The organism is Rossellomorea sp. H136 (assembly GCF_056838065.1).
Genome location: NZ_CM166371.1, coordinates 1,973,262 through 1,992,523 on the forward strand (window position 1 = coordinate 1,973,262; position 19,262 = coordinate 1,992,523).

Annotated in this window: 15 protein-coding genes; 14 read left to right on the forward strand and 1 reads right to left on the reverse strand. The window is 42.9% G+C overall.

The window, feature by feature from the left end; genetic code table 11:
- Positions 1-7 precede the first annotated feature (7 nt).
- From ACYH0O_RS09990 to pyrE, 7 genes are read left to right on the forward strand one after another with little or no spacing between them, the layout of a single operon-like run.
- Entirely contained in the window at positions 8-1,294 is a 1,287-nt protein-coding gene (locus ACYH0O_RS09990) for a dihydroorotase (RefSeq protein WP_482632118.1), read from the forward strand.
- Entirely contained in the window at positions 1,291-2,382 is a 1,092-nt protein-coding gene (locus ACYH0O_RS09995) for a carbamoyl phosphate synthase small subunit (protein WP_149155455.1), read from the forward strand. Before ACYH0O_RS09990 ends, ACYH0O_RS09995 begins: the two co-directional genes overlap by 4 nt.
- The gene (gene carB, locus ACYH0O_RS10000; protein ID WP_482632119.1) at positions 2,375-5,587 is read left to right on the forward strand and encodes a carbamoyl-phosphate synthase large subunit; all 3,213 of its coding nucleotides are present in this window, start codon (positions 2,375-2,377) and stop codon (positions 5,585-5,587) included. Before ACYH0O_RS09995 ends, carB begins: the two co-directional genes overlap by 8 nt.
- A complete protein-coding gene (locus ACYH0O_RS10005; protein WP_482632120.1) occupies positions 5,584-6,357 on the forward strand; it encodes a dihydroorotate dehydrogenase electron transfer subunit in 774 nt (257 codons plus the stop codon). Before carB ends, ACYH0O_RS10005 begins: the two co-directional genes overlap by 4 nt.
- On the forward strand, positions 6,354-7,295 hold the full coding sequence (locus tag ACYH0O_RS10010) for a dihydroorotate dehydrogenase (RefSeq protein WP_482632121.1): 942 nt from the start codon (positions 6,354-6,356) through the stop codon (positions 7,293-7,295). Before ACYH0O_RS10005 ends, ACYH0O_RS10010 begins: the two co-directional genes overlap by 4 nt.
- Positions 7,267-7,974 (forward strand): orotidine-5'-phosphate decarboxylase, encoded by a 708-nt coding sequence (gene pyrF, locus ACYH0O_RS10015; protein WP_482632122.1) that lies wholly within the window; start codon positions 7,267-7,269, stop codon positions 7,972-7,974. Before ACYH0O_RS10010 ends, pyrF begins: the two co-directional genes overlap by 29 nt.
- Positions 7,975-8,598, forward strand: coding sequence for an orotate phosphoribosyltransferase (gene pyrE, locus ACYH0O_RS10020; RefSeq protein ID WP_482632123.1), 624 nt, complete (start codon positions 7,975-7,977; stop codon positions 8,596-8,598).
- A gap of 108 nt (positions 8,599-8,706) precedes the next feature.
- Here the strand turns inward: pyrE and ACYH0O_RS10025 are convergent, their stop codons facing one another.
- A complete protein-coding gene (locus ACYH0O_RS10025; RefSeq protein WP_482632124.1) occupies positions 8,707-10,410 on the reverse strand; it encodes an Rqc2 family fibronectin-binding protein in 1,704 nt (567 codons plus the stop codon).
- Between the two features lie 212 nt (positions 10,411-10,622).
- On the opposite strand from ACYH0O_RS10025, the gene ACYH0O_RS10030 reads away from it, so the two are divergent.
- The 7 genes from ACYH0O_RS10030 (at position 10,623) to priA (ending at position 19,247) form a co-directional block, all read left to right on the forward strand.
- A complete protein-coding gene (locus ACYH0O_RS10030; RefSeq protein ID WP_482632125.1) occupies positions 10,623-13,304 on the forward strand; it encodes a cation-translocating P-type ATPase in 2,682 nt (893 codons plus the stop codon).
- Between the two features lie 124 nt (positions 13,305-13,428).
- Entirely contained in the window at positions 13,429-14,304 is an 876-nt protein-coding gene (locus ACYH0O_RS10035) for a YicC/YloC family endoribonuclease (RefSeq protein ID WP_149156051.1), read from the forward strand.
- 56 nt (positions 14,305-14,360) lie between these two features.
- Positions 14,361-14,633 (forward strand): extracellular matrix/biofilm regulator RemA, encoded by a 273-nt coding sequence (remA, locus tag ACYH0O_RS10040; RefSeq protein WP_044337446.1) that lies wholly within the window; start codon positions 14,361-14,363, stop codon positions 14,631-14,633.
- Positions 14,634-15,248 (forward strand): guanylate kinase, encoded by a 615-nt coding sequence (gene gmk, locus ACYH0O_RS10045; RefSeq protein ID WP_148968692.1) that lies wholly within the window; start codon positions 14,634-14,636, stop codon positions 15,246-15,248. It abuts the gene before it with no gap.
- Positions 15,249-15,470, forward strand: a complete 222-nt coding sequence (rpoZ, locus tag ACYH0O_RS10050) for a DNA-directed RNA polymerase subunit omega (protein WP_482632126.1) — start codon at positions 15,249-15,251, stop codon at positions 15,468-15,470.
- Positions 15,471-15,607: 137 nt separating this feature from the next.
- Complete coding sequence (coaBC, locus tag ACYH0O_RS10055; protein ID WP_482632127.1) at positions 15,608-16,837, forward strand: bifunctional phosphopantothenoylcysteine decarboxylase/phosphopantothenate--cysteine ligase CoaBC; 1,230 nt, start codon at positions 15,608-15,610, stop codon at positions 16,835-16,837.
- Positions 16,824-19,247 carry a primosomal protein N' gene (gene priA / locus ACYH0O_RS10060; protein ID WP_482632128.1) on the forward strand — a complete coding sequence of 808 codons (2,424 nt, stop codon included), beginning with the start codon at positions 16,824-16,826 and terminating at the stop codon, positions 19,245-19,247. Before coaBC ends, priA begins: the two co-directional genes overlap by 14 nt.
- The last annotated feature ends 15 nt before the right edge of the window (positions 19,248-19,262 follow it).

Sequence of the window (19,262 nt, forward strand, 5' to 3'; positions counted from 1 at the left end):
ATTTGAAATGAATTGGTTAATCCGAAATGCACGTACTTTAGCAAAGAATGGTGATCTTGAGATAGTGGATGTGAAGGTGGAGAATCAGAAAATCATCGAGATGGGAACAGACCTCAAACGTACCAATCACCAGGTATTTCAAGCGGATGGATTATTGATTTCCCCAGGATTTGTTGACCTTCATGTCCATTTAAGAGAACCGGGGGGCGAGCACAAAGAAACAATCGAAACGGGAACAAAAGCTGCTGCGAAGGGTGGTTTCACGACCATCGCTGCAATGCCTAATACAAGACCCGTACCTGACTCAGTAGAAAATCTGCAAGCCCTTAACAAGAAAATCTCTGAAACAGCAAGTGTTCGCGTGTTACCTTATGCCGCCATCACAGAGAGACAAATTGGGAAAACGCTTAATGACTTACCTTCCTTAAAGGAAAATGGGGCATTTGCATTCACAGATGACGGGGTAGGGGTGCAATCAGCAGGCATGATGTTTGAAGCCATGAAGAAGGCAGCAGAAATCAATGCATCCATAGTCGCCCACTGTGAAGAGAATACCTTGATTTATGGAGGAGCGGTCCATGATGGAACATTCTCCAAAGAATATAACCTGAAAGGAATACCTTCAATCTGTGAAGCCGTACATATATCCCGGGATGTGCTGCTAGCAGAAGCAGCAGGCGTACATTATCACGTATGTCATATCTCAACGAAAGAGTCAGTAAGAGTGGTCCGCGATGCTAAAAATGCCGGGATCAATGTGACAGCTGAAGTAACACCACACCATCTTCTCCTATGCGAAGAAGATATTCCGGGACTTGATCCGAATTTCAAAATGAACCCGCCTCTTAGAAGCAAAGGAGATCAGCGAGCGTTAATAGAAGGGTTGCTGGATGGCACCATCGACTTTATCGCGACGGATCATGCACCTCATACAGAAGCAGAGAAATCTGAAGGGATGCAGCTCGCTCCTTTCGGAATTGTTGGATTGGAAACAGCCTTTCCGTTACTCTACACACGCTTTGTAGAAGAGGGAATCTTCACGTTAAAGCAGCTAATTGATTGGATGACGATTAAACCAAGCAAAGCCTTTAACCTTCCGTTTGGACTACTAGAAGTAGGAGGAGAAGCTGATTTTACGCTTATTGATTTAAATGAACAAAAAGTGATTGATCCAGCCGGATTTTTATCAAAAGGAAAAAATACTCCGTTTAAAGAATGGGAGTGCAGAGGCTTTCCGAAAGCTACTTTTTATCAGGGATCTCTTGTATGGAATGAAGGAGGAAACAAACAATGAAAAGACAACTCATTTTAGACGATGGAACAGTATTCGTAGGAGAAGGCTTTGGAGCGAACAAAGAAACGATTGGAGAAGTGGTTTTCAACACAAGTATGACAGGATATCAGGAAATTCTTTCAGACCCATCATACTGTGGACAGCTTGTCACTTTGACCTATCCCCTCGTAGGGAACTACGGAATCAATCGTGACGATTTTGAGTCCATCACACCTGCTATCAAAGCGTTCATCGTGAGAGAAGTTGCAGATTTCCCTTCAAATTGGAGAAATGAATCAACTTTGGATGAATTATTTAAAGTAAAAGGTATTCCAGGAATTTCAGATATCGATACAAGAAAGTTAACAAGGATCATCAGACAGCATGGGGCAATGAAAGGCATCATTTGTTCAGCAGAGTTGGATCCAAAAGAAATGCTTGAGAAATTGCATGATACTGCACTAAGATCCGATCAAGTCATGCAGGTTTCAACGAAAACAGCATATGCCAGTCCGGGAAGAGGATATCGTGTCGTGTTAATGGATTTTGGGATGAAGCACGGAATCCTGAGAGAATTAAACAAGCGTGATTGTGACGTGATTGTGGTTCCTTACCATACATCAGCGGAAGAGATTCGTCGTTTGCAGCCTGACGGGATCATGCTCTCAAATGGGCCGGGGGATCCGAAAGATGTACCTGAAGCAATAGAAACGGTTAAAGAGCTCCTGGGAGAAATTCCCCTATTCGGAATTTGTTTAGGGCATCAATTATTTGCTCTCGCGTGTGGAGGCGACTCCTTCAAAATGAAATTTGGTCACAGAGGAGGCAACCATCCAGTAAAAGACTTGAAAACTGGAAAAGTAGCACTGACTTCCCAGAACCACGGTTATGCTGTAGATGAAAAGTCATTGATAGGAACAAGACTTCAAGTTACTCACATGGCCATCAATGATGGAACAGTAGAAGGTTTAAAGCATTTAGATTACCCTGCCTTCACTGTTCAATATCACCCGGAAGCATCTCCAGGACCTGAGGATTCAAATTACTTATTCGATGATTTCTTACAACTTATGAAAGAAGAGAAAAGAAAGGAGATTCAACATGCCTAAACGTACAGAAATCAAAAGCATCTTAGTTATCGGGAGCGGACCCATCATCATAGGACAAGCGGCAGAATTCGATTATGCGGGGACTCAAGCATGTATCGCCTTAAAAGAGGAAGGGTACCGTGTCATCCTCGTAAATTCAAACCCTGCTACGATTATGACCGACGCTGAAATGGCAGATAAAGTGTATATCGAGCCACTGACGCTGGAGTTTGTCAGTAGAATCATTCGTAAAGAACGTCCGGATGCGGTTCTTCCTACATTAGGTGGTCAAACGGGATTAAACCTGGCTGTTGAACTTGCTAAATCAGGAGTTTTAGAAGAATGCGGAGTGGAAATTCTCGGAACGAAGCTTTCGGCAATAGAGAAGGCAGAAGATCGTGACTTATTTAGAAATTTAATGAATGAACTCGGGGAGCCGGTTCCTGAGAGCGAAATCATCCGAACGGTGGATGAAGCGTTTCATTTCGTAGAAAGCGTCGGCTTTCCAGTGATCGTAAGACCTGCCTACACACTGGGTGGGACCGGCGGAGGGATCTGTCACAATGAAGAAGAATTAATCGAAATTGTAACCTCAGGTCTGAAGTACAGCCCGGTAACTCAATGTCTACTGGAAAAAAGTATCGCAGGTTTTAAAGAGATTGAATACGAGGTTATGAGAGATGCAGCCGATAATGCCATCGTGGTGTGTAATATGGAGAACATCGACCCGGTGGGAATCCATACGGGAGATTCGATTGTCGTAGCTCCAAGTCAAACACTAAGTGACCGGGAGTATCAAATGCTCCGTAATACAAGCTTGAAGATCATCCGAGCATTAGGGATTGAAGGGGGCTGTAACGTCCAGCTTGCCCTTGATCCGGACAGCTTCCAGTATTACATCATCGAAGTGAATCCAAGGGTGAGCCGTTCCTCTGCACTAGCATCAAAAGCAACGGGATACCCAATTGCGAAGCTTGCAGCAAAAATTGCAGTAGGACTTACCCTGGATGAAATGATGAATCCTGTAACAGGTAAAACATATGCATCATTCGAACCTGCACTGGACTATGTGGTGACGAAAATTCCAAGATGGCCGTTTGATAAATTTGAAGCTGCCAAGCGTAACCTCGGTACGCAGATGAAAGCAACCGGTGAAGTAATGGCGATTGGCCGAACGTTCGAAGAGTCACTTCTTAAAGCGATTCGTTCCCTCGAAAGCAATACGTATCATATGGAGTTAAGTGATGCTGAACAATTTACAGACGAGTGGATCGAGAAGAGAATCCGCAAAGCAGGAGATGAACGACTCTTCTATATCGGAGAAGCACTTAGAAGAGGAGTGACGATTGAAACCATTCATGATTGGAGCAAAATCGATCTTTTCTTCCTGTATAAAATGAATAGAATCGTAGAATTCGAACAGGAATTAACCTTACATCCCTTCAATCTCGAGCTGGGACAAAAAGCAAAGCGAATGGGCTTTTCAGACATCACCATTGCCAAGCTATGGAATAGTACAGAAGCAGAATTGTATAGCTGGAGAAAAGAAAATGATTTAACACCTGTCTATAAAATGGTAGATACATGTGCGGCTGAGTTTGAATCAGAAACTCCTTACTTCTATGGAACATATGAGGATGAGAATGAATCCAAGGTCACTTCCCGGGAGAGTGTCATCGTTCTTGGGTCAGGACCGATCAGGATCGGTCAGGGAGTAGAATTTGATTACGCAACCGTTCACTCTGTCTGGGCCATTAAAGAAGCGGGGTATGAAGCGATCATCGTAAATAACAATCCAGAAACGGTTTCGACAGACTTCAGCATCTCGGATAAATTATACTTTGAACCTCTCACGGTAGAAGATGTCATGCACATCATCGATCTTGAAAAGCCTAAGGGAGTTGTCGTGCAATTTGGTGGGCAAACCGCGATCAATCTGGCAGATGAGCTGGTGAGAAGAGGAGTCACGATTCTCGGTACATCACTTGAAGATTTAGATCGTGCAGAAAACCGGGATAAATTCGAACACACTCTGAACGAACTTGGCATTCCTCAACCTGAAGGAAAGACAGCGGTATCTGTTGAAGGAGCCCTTAAGATCGCAGAAAACATCGGATACCCTGTGCTGGTCAGACCGTCTTACGTCCTTGGTGGAAGAGCGATGGAAATTGTTTACCGAGAAGAAGAGCTTCTTCAATACATGAAGAACGCAGTAAAGGTGAACCCGCAACATCCGGTTTTAATCGACCGTTACCTGATCGGAAAAGAAATTGAAGTGGATGCCATTTCTGACGGAGTAGACGTAGTAGTCCCTGGAATCATGGAGCATATCGAACGGGCTGGAGTTCATTCCGGAGATTCCATCGCGGTATATCCTCCACAGCAGCTGACAGGGGAACAGAAACAAACCATTGTCGAATACACAACACGACTCGCGAAAGGCCTAAACATTGTGGGGTTACTGAATATCCAATATGTCATCTCGAAAGGCGAAGTATTTGTTCTGGAAGTGAATCCACGCTCCAGTCGTACAGTGCCATTCATCAGTAAAATCACGAATGTACCGATGGCGAATATTGCAACCAAGTCCATTCTAGGAATCTCCCTTAAGGATCAAGGATATGAATCAGGATTAATACCTGAAAAACATGGTGTATATGTGAAGGTTCCTGTATTCTCCTTTGCCAAACTAAGACGGGTGGACATCACTTTAGGTCCTGAAATGAAATCAACAGGTGAAGTAATGGGGAAAGACCTTACTTTGGAAAAAGCCCTTTACAAAGGAATGGTTGCAGCAGGAATGCAAATGAAAGAATATGGATCTGTACTAATGACCGTAGCGGATAAAGACAAAGACGAAGCGGTTCTCCTGGCGCAACGCTTTATCGATATCGGGTATCAAATCCTTGCAACAAAAGGTACGGCCGAGCATCTGACAAAAGCAAATATTACCGTACGTGAAGTGGATAAGATCGGATCCAGTGGACCAACCCTGTTGGATATCATCCAAAGTGGAGAAACACAACTGGTCATCAATACCTTGACAAAAGGAAAACAGCCTGCCCGGGACGGATTTAGAATCCGTAGAGAATCAGTAGAAAACGGCATCCCATGTCTTACGTCATTGGACACAGCAGAAGCCATCCTGCGAGTGATTGAATCCATGACATTCTCTGCTGAGGCTCTTCCGTCACAACCGAAAACGAGAGAGGCGGTTTTTCAATGATCGTAAATGAAAAGATGGTGGTGCTTTCTCATAAAAGAATAGCTGAAAACATCTTTGAATTAGTTCTACAAGGAGAATTGGTGAGAGAGATCAAAGCTCCAGGACAATTTATCCATATTAAAGTGGGAACGGGAATCGACCCTTTACTGAGGAGACCGATTTCCATCGCCTCCCATAATCACGAAGAACTCACCATAACATTGATCTATCGTGCAGAAGGGAAGGGAACTAACCTTCTTTCGCAAGTGATAAGTAATGAAAGGATCGACGTATTAGGACCTTTGGGAAATGGATTCACAGTAGCAGGTAGGAGTATGACTGCTCTATTAGTAGGTGGAGGAATTGGAGTTCCTCCCCTCTACGGTCTTTCTAAAAAGCTAGTTGAAAATGGTTGGAAAGTGAAACACATCCTCGGTTTTCAAACTGAATCCGTGAGTTTTTATGTGAACAAGTTCAGAGAATTGGGTGAAACCTTTGTCGCTACAGTGGACGGAACCCTCGGAACTACCGGGTTTGTAACAGACGTTATTCGAGAAAAAGCACCGGCCTTTGATGTGTTCTATTCGTGTGGTCCGACACCGATGCTGAAAGCACTTCAATCACAATTGGGTGACCGACGCGGCTTCATTTCTTTAGAAGAGCGCATGGGATGCGGGATTGGTGCTTGCTTCGCTTGTGTTTGTCACAAACAGGATGATCCACAAGGGTCAAGCTACGTTAAGGTTTGCAGTGACGGACCTGTATTTCCAGTAGGGGTGGTGCAATTATGAAATCATTACAAATCGAATTACCAGGATTAACATTAAAAAACCCTGTCATGCCGGCTTCAGGCTGCTTTGGCTTTGGACGCGAATACAGTCAGTTCTATGATTTAAGCGAGCTTGGAGCGATTATGATCAAAGCTACTACGGAAGAAGCGCGCTTTGGAAATCCGACTCCCCGGGTTGCTGAGACGAATGCCGGTATGCTAAATGCGATCGGGTTACAAAATCCCGGGCTCACAGGTGTGATGAGAAACGAACTTCCTTGGCTTTCCAAGTACGATGTACCGATCATCGCTAATGTGGCGGGGTCTCAGATGGAGGATTACGTGGAGGTGGCAAGAGTCATCTCAACCGCAGAAAACGTTAAGGCCCTTGAATTGAATATCTCCTGTCCAAATGTAAAAACAGGGGGAATAGCCTTTGGCACCATCCCAGAAGTGGCAAAAGAATTGACCGAGAGAGTAAAAGAAGTCTCGCAGGTCCCACTATATGTAAAGTTATCACCGAATGTCTCCAATATTGTCGACATGGCCAAGGCAGTTGAAGCAGGGGGAGCAGACGGCCTGACAATGATCAATACACTCCTCGGGATGAGACTGGATATGAAGACAGGAAAGCCGATCCTGGCAAATAAAACAGGGGGGTTATCCGGACCAGCCATTAAACCGGTTGCGATTCGTATGATTTATGAAGTAAGTCAACAAGTGGATCTTCCGATTATCGGGATGGGTGGCATACAAACTGCTGAAGATGTGATTGAATACTTTTATGCTGGGGCAAGTGCCATAGCCGTCGGTACAGCAAACTTCGTGGATCCATTCGTGTGTCAGCGTATCATAAAAGATTTACCGCCATTACTTGACGAACTGGGAGTGGAGCATATATCCCAATTGACCGGAAGGAGCTGGGGGAAGCATGAATCAAAAGCCGTTTATTGCTCTTGATTTCCCATCATGGGAGAAAACATCAATCTTCTTAGATCAATTTTCAGAGAGTTTAAATGTAAAAGTCGGTATGGAGCTATACCTTCAAAATGGACCGGTTATCATCGAAAAGATTTTAAATAAAAATCATCGTATTTTCCTGGACTTGAAGCTACATGACATTCCCAATACAGTATATGGCGCCATGAAGGGACTTGCAGGGTTCGACCTTGACCTGATCAATGTGCATGCTGCAGGTGGCGGTATGATGATGGAGAAGGCGTTAGAGGGTTTACATGCCGGCACACCTGCTAATCATTCACGCACAAAATTGATTGCCGTCACTCAATTAACGTCAACAACGGAAGAACAAATGCAGGAAGAGCAACTAATACCTAAAACGATCAATGAATCTGTCTTACATTATGCAACACTCGCAAAAATGGCGGGCCTTGATGGAGTGGTATGTTCTCCTCACGAATCCTCTCTTATAAAAGAACATTGTGGTGTAGATTTTATTCGGGTCACTCCGGGGATCAGGTTGGCAGATGATCAAAAAGGAGACCAAAAAAGAGTCACCACACCACGTATGGCAAAAGAAATGGGTTCTTCCTATATTGTCGTGGGAAGAAGTATTACAGGAACGAGTAATCCGGTTGAAGCATATGAACGAATTGTACATGAATGGGAGGGCCTCTGAATGAAACAAGAAATCGCCAAAAAATTATTAGACATCGAAGCCGTATTTTTAAACCCGTCGGAGCCATTTATATGGTCATCGGGAATAAAGTCGCCAATCTATTGCGATAATCGACTGACCTTATCTTACCCTATAGTGCGGGATGAGATTTCTACGGGTCTTGTTGAGATTATTAAAGAGCAGTTTCCGGATGTGGAAGTCATTGCAGGGACTGCAACAGCTGGAATTCCACATGCTGCATGGGTAAGTGAAAAACTAAACCTGCCGATGTGTTATGTTCGCTCGAAAGCCAAAGCTCACGGAAAAGGAAAGCAGATTGAAGGGAAAGCTGCGCCTGGTCAAAAAGTGGTCGTGGTTGAAGACCTCATCTCGACAGGCGGCAGTTGTATTACAGCTGTGAACGCTTTAAGAGAAGCGGGCTGCGACGTATTAGGGGTGGCTGCTATTTTTACCTACGAGTTAGAAAAAGGGAAAAGGATGCTTGAAGAACACGACATTAAGGCATTTGCACTATCCGATTACTCAAGTTTATTGGCTGTAGCGCTTCAAAACTCGATCATTCGGGAAGAAGAACTGGAACAATTGAAGCTTTGGGGTGAAAATCCGGAGATATGGGGCAGTTAAGGTGGAAAGCAACTCTTTTGTGAGTTGCTTTTAGTTTTTTTGATAAGGGAAAAACAAAAGCACTCCCACCCTATTTCAGACTGAGTGAAAGTGCTTCATTAATAAATATCAATTCTTCAGCGAACGGACCAAATCCAAATCAGGTGTCACATATACCGTTTGCTGTCCTTCATAAATGACAAACCCCGGCTTGGCTCCTTTTGGTTTCTTTACCTGTTTGACTCCAGTGAAATCCACAGGCACCGAGCTTGATTCCCGTGCTTTACTAAAGTAGGCAGCAATTTTAGCTGCTTCCTTAATCGTCTCCTCCGAAGGATTCGAACTCTTGATTACAACGTGAGAGCCTGGAATATCTTTCGTATGAAGCCATACCTCTTCTTTCCCTGCGACTTTGTTGGTTAAATAATCATTTTGTTTATTGTTTTTTCCGACCAAGATTTGTGTGCCGTCGCTTGAAGTGTATGTTTCCAGAACAGGTTTCACGTTGGCCTTTTTCTTTTTAGTTTGTTTACGGACCCTCAGGTAGCCTTCTTCTTCCAGCTCTTCTCTGATTTCTTCAACGTCTTTTGTTGATGCCGATTCTAATTGTTGAAGTAATTGTTCTAAGTAGACAATCTCTTCGTCGGCTTTTTCAATTTGCTCATGAACGATTTTTATCGCATTCTTTGCTTTTTGATAGCGTGAAAAATAATTTTGGGCATTTTCTGATGGAGACTTTTGCGGGTTGAGGGGGATCATGATACTTTCCCCGTTTTCATCATAATAATTTACCACGCTAACCTCAGTCATTCCTCGTTCAACCGCATATAAATTCGAAGTAAGGAGTTCACCGAGCAATTGATATCGATCTGCCTGCTGGGCATCCTCCAACGTTTTCTTTAATTTTTCAATTTTATTTACATTTTTATCCCGTTCGTTTCGGATGAATCGTTCCAAGTCGTTTCCTTGTTGCTTCACCCGGTCTCGTGCAGCCTTCTGATAGAAGAATCGGTCCAATAGTTCACTTAACGAAGGAAAGGTTTGTTTCTCTCCTTGCAGATGTTCAAGATCCATCCAGTAAAACGTTTCTTTCTCTCCACTAATGAGGGTTGGTGTAGAGTCATTGGATTTTGCATACTGAATCAATTCTAAGAATGATTCGGAAATCGTAGACTGGTTACCGATTCCTGCAAGGTGAACAACTTCTTTTGCATAAAGAGGAGAAATGCCTGCAAAAGCTTGGACAATCTGCTTATCCAGTTTGCCGGAGTTAAAGTCCAGTGCTCTCAGAACATCCTCACTGGTAGCATTAAGTGGATTTTTTTTATCTTGTTGTGGTGGTAAAACATACGTATGACCAGGCAAAACAGTACGGTGTGTATTCATGCTTGGTGATATATGCTTGATACTATCCAGAATCATATTTCGTTCTTTATCAACTAGAATGATGTTACTATGGCGCCCCATTACTTCGATGATTAACTGTTTGTAGGAAATATCGCCGATTTCATTTCTGCCTTTCACTTCAATTATGATCATCCGGTCCAGTTCAACCTGTTTGATCCCCTCTACAATGTACCCTTCCAGATGCTTTCGTAGAAGCATACAGAACATGGGAGGGACAGAAGGATTTTCATAGTTTTCTTTTGTTATTTGTACCCTTGAATAACTGGGGTGGGCGGATAATAGAACTTTGTGATTTTTTCCATTCGCCCGGATAATCATGATGATTTCATTTTTATAAGGTTGATGTATTTTGTTGATGCGTCCGTGCAATAAGTTCTCGTTCAATTCTTTGGTCATGCTTCTAGTAAATAATCCATCAAATGACATATATAACATCCTTTGCTTTAAACGATTTCGGTGTATTTTATATCTGCCAAGCTTGATCTTGGTCTCTGTGTATCAAATGTAACCGATTTTACCCCTCTCACAGGTGAAATGCAAAACATACATAAATCATATCATTTTTTAGGACGAGTCTGAATAAGAATGCTATGAGAAGGACAACTTTTCGTATCGTAGGAGGAGAGTGACATGGTTGCATGAAATTTCATGAGATGAGACAAGAGGACATAGAGCAGTCATTAAATACCAATTATCTAGAGGGTCTTTCAACAGATGACGTAGCAAAGAGACGGGAACAGTTTGGGTACAATCAATTGGAGGAAGCTGAGAAGCAGTCGGCTTTGTTATTATTTTTCAGTCAATTTAAGGACTTTATGGTTCTTGTGTTATTGGCAGCCACACTCATTTCAGGATTACTGGGAGAATACATCGATGCGATTGCCATCATAGCCATTGTGTTAATAAACGGTTTTCTAGGTTTTTTTCAAGAGCGTAAAGCAGAAAGGTCCCTGCAGGCTTTAAAGGAACTTTCGGCACCTCAGGTTTCGGTGTTGAGAGATGGTAAGTGGGTGAAAGTTGTTTCTAAAGAGGTCATTATCGGTGATATCATCCGCTTTGGAAGCGGGGATCGGATCGGGGCAGATGTGCGGCTCATTGAAACGAACAATCTGGAAATAGAAGAGTCTGCTTTAACAGGGGAATCTGTACCTGTCACAAAATCGACGAACCCCGTCAATGGTGAAAACATGAGTCTCGGAGACTTAGAGAATATGGCATTTATGGGGACGATGGTAACTAGGGGTAATGGTATTGGTGTTGTGACATCAATCGGAATGAAGACAGCCATGGGACAAATCGCTGATATGATTCAAAAAGCTGAAACGATGATAACCCCACTTCAAAGAAAACTTGAAGAATTAGGGAAAATACTGATTTCCGTTGCTCTCGTGTTAACGGCATTGGTCGTAGGAATCGGTGTGATTCAGGGTCACGATATGTACACTATGTTCTTAGCTGGGGTTTCTTTGGCAGTTGCGGCCATACCAGAAGGACTACCTGCCATTGTAACCGTTGCCCTTTCCCTCGGCGTTCAGCGAATGATCAAGAAGAAAGCAATCGTCCGAAAGCTGCCGGCTGTTGAAACATTAGGCTGTGCATCGGTTATTTGCTCAGATAAAACAGGAACTCTGACTCAAAACAAAATGACGGTAACACATCTCTGGAGTGGAGGCAGAACGTGGACAGTAACGGGAACCGGATATGAACCGGATGGCCAATTTTACAGCGGAGATCAAAGGGTAACTCCTCACAGTGAAAATGCTCTTCAACAATTATTAACCTTTGGTATGCTGTGCAATCATGCGGAACTCGTAACACGTGAAGAAAACTTTGTAGTTGATGGGGATCCTACAGAAGGGGCTCTTCTTGTGGCGGGGTTGAAAGCTGGATTGAGCCGGGAATCTTTGCAGAAGAAATTTACGATTGTAAAAGAATTCCCCTTTGATTCTACAAGAAAAATGATGAGTATCATCGTTGTCGACCAAAACGGGAAACACTTCTCTGTAACGAAAGGTGCTCCCGACGTTTTAGTCGGCAAAAGCGAATCCATCTTGTGGGAAGGAAGACTTCAATATAAATCAGCTGAAATAGCCCAAAAAGTAGAAGTGGCAATCAGTGAAATGTCGTCCAATGCGCTTCGAAACATTGCGATTGCTTATAAACCCCTCAATGAAAGATCCATCGAAGGGATTAAGGAAAATGACATTGAAGAAGGGGTGACCTTCATTGGCTTACAAGGTATGATCGATCCTCCCAGACCTGAAGTGAAGCAGGCAGTGAAAGAGTGTCGGGCAGCCGGCATTAAGACGGTGATGATTACAGGTGATCATATTTTAACGGCTAAAGCGATTGCCAAACAGCTAGGAATCCTAAAAAACAAAGATCGCGTTCTGGATGGAAAAGCCCTGAATCATATGGAAGTACATGAACTGGAAGAAATCGTGGAAGAAGTTTCGGTTTTTGCACGTGTTTCTCCTGAGCATAAATTAAAAATCGTCAAAGCCCTGCAAAACCGGGGACATGTGGTGGCGATGACCGGGGATGGAGTAAATGACGCTCCGGCAATAAAATCTTCGGATATTGGAGTAGCCATGGGAATTACCGGAACAGATGTAGCCAAGGAATCTTCCTCACTTGTCCTGTTGGATGATAACTTTGCAACGATTAAATCGGCAATCCAGGAAGGCAGAAACATCTATGAAAATATCAGAAAGTTTATTCGGTACCTGCTGGCATCAAATGTAGGGGAAATTCTCGTCATGCTGTTTGCCATGATCCTGGCACTTCCACTTCCATTGGTGCCGATCCAGATTCTTTGGGTGAACCTTGTGACAGATGGACTTCCTGCCATGGCACTTGGTCTCGATAAGCCAGAAGATGATGTCATGAAGAGAAAACCAAGGCATCCAAAAGAAGGCGTCTTTGCCAGAGGATTAGGCTGGAAGGTAGTTTCAAGGGGCTTCTTAATCGGTGGTGTCACTCTACTTGCCTTCATGTTGTCGTATAAGACTCACCCCGATCACTTGGCGTATGCCCAAACCGTTGCCTTTGCTACATTGGTTATGGCACAGCTCATTCATGTGTTTGACTGTCGAAGTGATGTTTCTGTATTTTCAAGAAATCCCTTCGGAAACATGTATCTTGTATGGGCCGTGTTATCTTCACTCGTATTGATGCTTCTCGTGATATACATCCCATCCTTGCAGCCGATCTTCCATACAGTACCAATTGTGTTAAAGGACTGGTTCTTGATCATTGGTTTAAGCTCGGTTCCAACGTTTTTACTGGCAGGGTCATTTTTTGCAAGAAAAAAACAGTGAAATGTGGTATAATCCAAAAGGTAATAGAGAATAACCTCTATTACCTTTTTTATATAGTGAGAGTGCAAGCATGAAATCAGTTGATCTACATACGAATATCGTCAAAAGATTGGATGTGATCGTAATGGTTGTCAGTATGACAGGCTTTGGAAGAAGCAAAGTAGACTCTGAACAACATACTGTAACGGTTGAAATGAAATCCGTTAATCACAGGTTTAGTGAATGTTTCATAAGGATGCCCCGACAATTAATGAAACTTGAGGATAAAATTAAAAAACAAGTATCCCAGTCCGTTAAGAGAGGGAAAGTGGATATTTTCATCACCATAACCGGCGATGGCTTAGTACATAAGAATCTACATATTGACTGGAAGCTCATTCAAGATTATTATCAGTTAGTAAATAAAGTGAAAGAAACCTTCTCCCTAAAAGATGAACTGCAATTATCCCATCTCTTAAACAGAGAAGAATTTGTGATGATCGAAGAAATGGAAGAGGAAAACGAAGAGCTTGAGCAGTTGGTGTTAAAAGCTGTAGCACAAGCGGCGAATGACCTTAGACAAATGCGTGAAAAAGAAGGAGAGCTCCTCAAGAAAGATTTTCTCACTCATCTGAATCATTTTGAGACTAAAATTGGTGAACTTGCCGATCATGCTCCTAAACTGGTTGATCAGTATAGAGAACGGTTAAGAAAGAGGATTCTTGAATACAATGAAACTTCCTTCGATGAAAGCCGTTTGCTCACTGAGGTTGCCATTTTTGCTGATAAATCGGATATTACCGAGGAACTGACGAGGTTAGAAAGTCATATTCAGTACTTTCATTCCTCATTGACCGGTGAAGGACCTGTAGGCAGGAAGCTGGATTTCATGATCCAGGAAATGAATCGGGAAGTGAACACGATTGGTTCGAAAGCAAATGATTCCTTCATTGCCACGATTGTTGTGGAACTGAAATCAACACTGGAGAAGCTCAGGGAACAAGTGCAAAATGTAGAATAAGAAGTTTAGTTTACTGTCATTCCGGCGAAACTAAACTATTGATTAGGAGGAGCGTTATGTCGATTAAGCTCATCAATATAGGATTTGGAAATATTGTTTCAGCTAACCGGATCATCTCAATTGTAAGTCCCGAATCAGCACCGATCAAACGCCTGATTCAAGATGCAAGAGACCGGGGAACACTCGTTGATGCTACATACGGAAGAAGAACAAGGGCGGTAATTATTACGGATAGCGATCACGTTATTCTTTCAGCTGTTCAACCCGAAACCGTTGCTCATCGTTTAACTGATAAAGAGGATATAGTAGAAGAAGGGCAGGGTAAATAAATGAAAGAAAAAGGATTGCTGATCGTTCTTTCCGGACCTTCAGGTGTAGGAAAAGGAACCGTTCGTAAAGCGATTTTTTCCCAAGAAGATACAAAGTTTGAATATTCCATCTCCATGACCACTCGTAATCCCCGTGAAGGAGAAGTGGATGGTGTAGATTATTTCTTTAAATCAAGAGAAGAGTTCGAAGTACTTATAGAGCAAGGTAAACTGCTGGAGTATGCAGAATTCGTTGGAAACTATTATGGCACCCCTGTTGATTACGTTCGAGAAACACTTGATGCAGGAAGAGATGTTTTTCTTGAAATTGAAGTACAAGGTGCACAACAGGTCAGGGACAAATTCCCTGAGGGTTTATTTATCTTCCTGGCACCGCCTAGTCTTTCTGAACTTCAGAATCGCCTCGTGACAAGAGGAACCGAAACGGATGATTTAATCCAGGGGAGAATGAATACTGCAAGAAAAGAAATTGAAATGATGAATCTGTATGATTACATTGTTGAAAATGATCAAATTGAACATGCAGTTGGTAAGATTAAATCCATTGTTCAAGCAGAACACTGCAAACGGGAAAGAGTGCAACAACGATACTTAAATATGCTGGAGGTTGAATAAATGTTAAACCCATCCATTGATTCATTAATGAAGAAGATCGATTCTAAATATTCGTTAGTCAGTATTGCTGCTAAGAGAGCAAGAAACCTGCAAGATACCGGGGATTACCGTTTGAACCAATATGAGTCCCATAAGTTTGTAGGAAAAGCCCTTGAAGAAATTCAAGCCGGTCAATTATCTATGAGAGAAAGAGATGCCAAAGCGGTTTATTCTGATGAATAAGCGTCATCATGCTTAATGAAAAACTCTAGGGGGGTTGACTCGAAAGATTTCATGATCTTTCGGGACAACCCTATTTTCTTTTTCTATCAATATCCTTCATAATAATAGAAGGATAAAGTGTAATGGGGGAAAGCAGAATGATCAAGGGGAAAAAAATACTGTTATGTGTATCTGGTGGAATTGCTGTATATAAAGCGGCTGCTTTAACGAGCAAGCTGGTCCAAAGCGGTGCCGATGTGAAGGTCATCATGACAGAATCAGCGCGAAAATTTGTGGCTCCACTTACTTTTCAGGCATTATCCCGTCAAGATGTATACTGGGATACCTTTGATGAAAAGGATTCGTCAAAGATTGCTCATATCGACTTAGCTGACTGGGCAGATCTTGTACTGGTTGCACCAGCCACTGCCAACATCATTGGGAAGCTGGCGAACGGAATTGCAGATGACATGATTACAACAACCATTTTGGCAACGACAGCGAAAGTATGGATTGCCCCAGCCATGAATGTACATATGTATGATCACCCGGCGGTGAAGCGGAATATTGATACCCTTTTTGAGTTTGGATACCAATTTGTCGAACCAAGTGAAGGGTATTTAGCTTGTGGATATGTTGGAAAAGGAAGATTAGAAGAACCTGAGAAAGTAGTGGAACTGGTTGATCGCTATTTTTCTAATCGTGATAGTGAAAGGAAGATATTACAGGGGAAAAAAGTCGTCATAACTGCCGGACCGACAAGAGAAATGGTCGATCCCGTTCGTTTCTTCTCCAATCGCTCAACAGGGAAGATGGGCTACGCCCTTGCAGAGGCGGCCGTGTCTCTTGGGGCAGAGGTTGTCTTGATTTCCGGACCGTCTCAATTACCCGTTCCAAGTGGTATTGAATTTGTCTCCGTAACAAGTGCTGAAGATATGTACAATGCTGTTCATGAAGCGTTTTCAACAGCGGATATCGTTGTGAAGAGCGCTGCAGTCGCTGATTATCGTCCGAAAGAAATCTTCAAGGATAAGCTGAAGAAAAAAGATGGTAATCTTGTGATTGAATTTGAACGGACAAAGGATATATTAATGAGTCTTGGTGAGCGTAAGAAACATCAATATCTAATCGGATTTGCTGCCGAAACAACAAACGTTTACGAGTATGCGAAAGCAAAGCTTGAGAAAAAGCGGGCAAACATGATTGTTGCAAATAATGTAAAAGAAACTGGGGCAGGGTTTGGAACGGACACGAACAAAGTATCGATTGTAACAAGCGAAGGTACCATTCGAGAGCTGCCATTATTATCAAAGGTAGAGGTAGCGAAAGAAATCTATAAAGAAGCGATCCGGCAAATGAAGAAGGGCTCCTCACATGAACGTAGCTAGTGTCATCGTAGATGTTCCTGCCATGCAGACGGATCGAGCCTACGACTATAGTATTCCGGCTGAATGGAGAGGCAGCATCGTTCCCGGCATGAGAGTCATCGTTCCTTTTGGACCAAGAAAAATCCAAGGCTTTGTCATTGAATTAAAAGAAAAAGGCGAAGTCTCTAAACTGAAATCGATAGTTGAGCCGATGGACCTTGTACCGGTCCTGAATAAAGAACTACTAACATTGGGGAACTGGCTTACAGAGAAGACCCTCTGCTTTAAAATCTCAGCATTTCAAGCGATGCTTCCGGCAGCCATGAAAGCGAAATATGAAAAATTCTTCCAACTAGAGGAAAATAAGAGTCCGGGTGTACTTCATCTTTCGCTCCAGCACTTCTTTCAAAATGGAAGAGAAGTGTCCTGGAAAGCGATCGAAGAAAACGGCCTGCTCCCTCTCGTTCATAAAGAGGTAAAACAAGGTTCGGTTGAAGTAATTTACAGAGTGAAAGCGAAGGGGAATAAGAAAACGGTCCGAAAACTGTATCTTAATGTACCTGAAGATGATTTAGAAGAAGTGAAGAACAGTCTGCCTCCTCAAGCAAGTAAGCAGAAACAAATCATAGAATACATGAGTGACTCTGCACCTGGTGGGGACGGAATCCTTGCCACAACACTCCTTGAAGAGATGGCAACTACCTCATCAACTGTTAAATCCTTAGTCAATAAAGGGGTTCTGATTGAGAAAAATGTTGAAATGTATCGTGATCCCTTTGAAAACAGGACGTTCAAGAAGACCTCGCCGCTTTCGTTAACGGCTCAACAGGACCAGGCGATTTGTCCTATACTGAACACCATTGATGAAGAAAAACATCACACATTCCTTCTTTACGGAGTAACAGGAAGTGGTAAAACGGAAATTTATCTTCAATCCATTCAACGGGTCTTGCAAGAAGGGAAGGAAGCGATTGTATTAGTCCCTGAAATTTCGCTTACTCCCCAAATGGTTCACAGGTTCAAGGGCAGGTTCGGAAATGATGTAGCTGTTCTACATAGCGGTTTGTCAGTTGGTGAAAAGTACGATGAATGGAGAAAGATTCAGCGTAAGGAAGTAAAAGTGGTGGTCGGTGCCCGCTCAGCTGTTTTTGCTCCTTTTGAAAATATCGGAATCATCATTATTGATGAAGAGCATGAAACAAGTTACAAGCAAGAAGAAAATCCTCGTTATCATGCCAGGGACGTGGCCATTTATAGAGGGGAATACCATCAATGCCCTGTCATTTTGGGAAGCGCCACACCTTCTTTGGAAACCTTTGCTCGAGCATCAAAAGGTGTGTATGGGCTCCTCACGCTGGATAAACGGATGAATGATGGACCACTTCCTCAAGTAGAAATTGTGGATATGAGAGAGGAACTGAGGAAGGGGAACCGTTCCATGTTCTCAACTGAACTTTTCGAAAAGCTTCAGGACCGAATTGAGAAAGGAGAGCAAACCGTTCTATTCCTAAATAGAAGAGGGCATTCATCATTCATCATGTGCAGAGATTGCGGCTTTGTCCTTCAATGTCCAAACTGCGATATCTCTTTAACCTACCACCGCTTTTCAAACGGCATGAAATGTCATTACTGCGGCTACGAAGAAGGAGTTCCCACTACTTGCCCAGAGTGTACGAGTGAGCATATTCGTTATTTTGGGACAGGAACTCAAAAAGTAGAGGAAGAATTGACGAAACTTATCCCCGAGGCACGAATCATTCGTATGGATGTGGACACAACCTCCCGAAAAGGGTCACATGAAAAACTATTGACGGCCTTTGGAGAGGGAAAAGCAGATATACTTCTTGGTACACAAATGATTGCCAAGGGTCTGGATTTTCCGAATATCACTCTCGTCGGGGTCCTCAGTGCGGATACGATGCTTCATCTTCCAGACTTCAGAGCTGCAGAGAAGACGTTTCAATTACTTACACAAGTAAGCGGACGTGCAGGCAGGCACACTCTGCCGGGAGAAGTAGTGATTCAAACCTATACTCCGGAGCACTATTCAATCGAGTTAGCGTCTAATCATGATTACAACCGTTTTTATCAACAGGAAATGATGATGAGGAAAATGGGCTCTTATCCTCCCTTTTACTACATCACTCTCGTCACATTAAGTCATGAAGATTTAATGAAAGTTGTGGATATTGCAGAGAAGATGACGAAATATATCCGTTCAAAGCTATCTGAAACAACGATCATTCTTGGACCCGTGGCGTCACCGATCCCCAGGATAAAGAATAGATATCGGTATCAATGTTTGATAAAATACAAGCGGGAACCAAATCTTGGTACTACATTGAAAACAGTATTAGATCAGTACCAGCAGCAATATGCGTCTCAAGGGTTAACAATCTCTATAGATGTGAACCCTTATATGATGATGTAACTATATTTTTTACGG

Excerpts from the sequence above, each read along its gene's own strand:
- ACYH0O_RS09990 (WP_482632118.1), top strand. The coding sequence starts at position 8 with ATGAATTGGTTAATCCGAAATGCACGTACTTTAGCAAAGAATGGTGAT.
- ACYH0O_RS09995 (WP_149155455.1), top strand. The coding sequence starts at position 1,291 with ATGAAAAGACAACTCATTTTAGACGATGGAACAGTATTCGTAGGAGAA.
- carB (WP_482632119.1), top strand. The coding sequence starts at position 2,375 with ATGCCTAAACGTACAGAAATCAAAAGCATCTTAGTTATCGGGAGCGGA.
- ACYH0O_RS10005 (WP_482632120.1), top strand. The coding sequence starts at position 5,584 with ATGATCGTAAATGAAAAGATGGTGGTGCTTTCTCATAAAAGAATAGCT.
- ACYH0O_RS10010 (WP_482632121.1), top strand. The coding sequence starts at position 6,354 with ATGAAATCATTACAAATCGAATTACCAGGATTAACATTAAAAAACCCT.
- pyrF (WP_482632122.1), top strand. The coding sequence starts at position 7,267 with ATGAATCAAAAGCCGTTTATTGCTCTTGATTTCCCATCATGGGAGAAA.
- pyrE (WP_482632123.1), top strand. The coding sequence starts at position 7,975 with ATGAAACAAGAAATCGCCAAAAAATTATTAGACATCGAAGCCGTATTT.
- ACYH0O_RS10025 (WP_482632124.1), bottom strand. The coding sequence starts at position 10,410 with ATGTCATTTGATGGATTATTTACTAGAAGCATGACCAAAGAATTGAAC.
- ACYH0O_RS10030 (WP_482632125.1), top strand. The coding sequence starts at position 10,623 with ATGAAATTTCATGAGATGAGACAAGAGGACATAGAGCAGTCATTAAAT.
- ACYH0O_RS10035 (WP_149156051.1), top strand. The coding sequence starts at position 13,429 with ATGGTTGTCAGTATGACAGGCTTTGGAAGAAGCAAAGTAGACTCTGAA.
- remA (WP_044337446.1), top strand. The coding sequence starts at position 14,361 with ATGTCGATTAAGCTCATCAATATAGGATTTGGAAATATTGTTTCAGCT.
- gmk (WP_148968692.1), top strand. The coding sequence starts at position 14,634 with ATGAAAGAAAAAGGATTGCTGATCGTTCTTTCCGGACCTTCAGGTGTA.
- rpoZ (WP_482632126.1), top strand. The coding sequence starts at position 15,249 with ATGTTAAACCCATCCATTGATTCATTAATGAAGAAGATCGATTCTAAA.
- coaBC (WP_482632127.1), top strand. The coding sequence starts at position 15,608 with ATGATCAAGGGGAAAAAAATACTGTTATGTGTATCTGGTGGAATTGCT.
- priA (WP_482632128.1), top strand. The coding sequence starts at position 16,824 with ATGAACGTAGCTAGTGTCATCGTAGATGTTCCTGCCATGCAGACGGAT.